The organism is Christensenella sp. (assembly GCF_034927525.1).
GTDB lineage: Bacteria > Bacillota > Clostridia > Christensenellales > Christensenellaceae > Christensenella.
On record NZ_JAYFPU010000050.1, the window covers coordinates 1 to 2,013 of the forward strand.

The 2,013-nt window shown below is 49.9% G+C and carries 1 protein-coding gene; it reads right to left on the reverse strand.

Annotation, left to right across the window (positions count from 1 at the left end; all coding sequences use genetic code 11):
* Positions 1-228: 228 nt before the first annotated feature.
* Positions 229-1,728: a polyphosphate:AMP phosphotransferase gene (gene pap / locus VB081_RS01770; RefSeq protein WP_323399139.1), complete on the reverse strand. Its 1,500-nt coding sequence runs from the start codon at positions 1,726-1,728 to the stop codon at positions 229-231.
* Positions 1,729-2,013 lie beyond the last annotated feature (285 nt).

Below are 2,013 nucleotides of genomic sequence, written 5' to 3' on the forward strand. Positions count from 1 at the left end.
AATCCCGGCGACTTCGGTAAAAGCGTAAGCTACGTGAGCCGCGGCCTGATTACCATCCATCGTCATCATCTTTTTAGACATAGTTCCTCCTTAAAATCGCAATTACTGCATTTGTAATAGATTTTAGTACAAATTTTTACCTTAAATAATTATATCACACTTCATTTTACCTGTATACAAACAAATAGAGATAAAAAATTGTCAGTTTTTTCGTTTTGTAAGTCGATATCAGAGGCGTAAATCGGCAAATTTCTGCTCTATCGCTTCAATAACCGCCTTCAGCACCCGAATTCTGGCATAGTACTTATCATTGCCCTCTACGATGATCCAGGGTGCTGCGGTTGTGGAGGTACGCAGCAGCATCCGGTCCACTGCCACGGTGTAAGCATCCCACTTCTCCCGATTCCGCCAATCCTCCTCTGTAATCTTCCACTGCTTATCCGGGTCAGCCTCCCGCTCTTTAAAGCGACGCTCCTGCTCCTCCGGGGTAATGTTCATCCAAAATTTGAGGACAACAGCCCCAAAATCCGTCAGCTGTTTTTCAAAATCGTTGATTTCAGAAAAGGCCCGGTCATATTCCGCCAGCGTACAAAAGCCCTCAATGGGCTCCACCATAACCCGGCCATACCAGGTACGGTCATAAATGCTGAAATGCCCGCGCTTCGGCACCGTCCGCCAAAACCGCCACAGCCAGTTATGACTCAGTTCCTCTTGGGTTGGTGCTGCCGTGGGATGGACCTGGTATCCCCGGGGATCCAGATTCTCGCACAAACGCTTGATGGCTCCCCCTTTGCCACCAGCATCCCAGCCTTCGAAGCCCAGAACCACAGGAATCCGACGACGATAAATATCGTACTCCAGGGTACGCAGGCGTTTTTGACAGGCGGTCAGCTCCTTTTTGTAAGCCTTCCGATCAAGGTGCTGATCCATATCGACGCCACTGAGTATGGCCGTCCCCAAAGGATCATCCCCAGCGGTAATCAACGGCCGATAAACTGGCTTTTCTGCGGCCTCCACCTTGGCAATGGCTGCCGTCAGGCGCTGGGCCAACAGGCTATATACCTTTAGACCAGCATAAGCCTTATCCTCCCCTTCGATAATTTCCCAGGGGGCACAGTCGCTGTCAGTGGCCTCCAGGGCCGTGTCATATCGGGCTGCCAGTGCTTTATATCGTGCATTTTCAGCCCAATCCGAATCCGTAACCCGCCAGCGGGTCGCCTTACGGGCTTCCAGTTTTTTAAAGCGCCTGCGCTGTTCCTTGCGGCTGATATGGACAAAGAATTTTACAATAAGGGTGCCACTAGCGGAAAGGGTCGCCTCAAATTCATTGGCTTCGGCAAGCATTAGCTGATAATCAGCCCCCTGGAGATCTGTCTGGTGTACCAAATCGGAGTAATAGCTGCTATCCAGGATGACCATCTGTCCCTTTGGTGGCGTCTTCATCCAATACCGCCATAAAAAGGGCCGATTGGCTTCATCATCATTGACGGTCCGCTTGCAATTGTACACCGTAAAGCTCCGGGGATCCAGGGGAATCATCAGATCGTTAATGAGGGTCCCCTTCCCCGCTGCATCCCATCCGTCAAAGAGGATCATCACCGGGATACCCAGCGCCTTTACCCGCCGCTGGCATTCCCCCCGCTTAAGGGCCAGAGCCTTCTTCTCCATCTTACGCTGTGCCCATTCCTCCTTCGTCAATCTAACCTTTACATTCACCAGATCAAGCATACAGACCTCCTTTTTCCTTTTATTTCTCTGGGTACAAACACACATCTTTAGTTTACTTCTTTTAGCTGAAATTCAGCTTGGATCATGATATAATATAAAAAAAGAAAAGAGGTAGATTCCATGAAAATCGCAGGATTCATCATTAGCATCGTCTCATTCATCATCGCCACCACCGCCCTGGTCATCGGTAGTGCCGCCCTGGCTAAACGGTAGGTCTTGATGCAAAACACCCCACTGGCATTTGGCTTCCAGTGGGGTGTTTGAGTTTTGTCCCTAGGAATTCAG

Bases quoted from the DNA above. Each gene is read 5' to 3' on its own strand.
- pap (WP_323399139.1), bottom strand. From the start codon at position 1,728: ATGCTTGATCTGGTGAATGTAAAGGTTAGATTGACGAAGGAGGAATGG.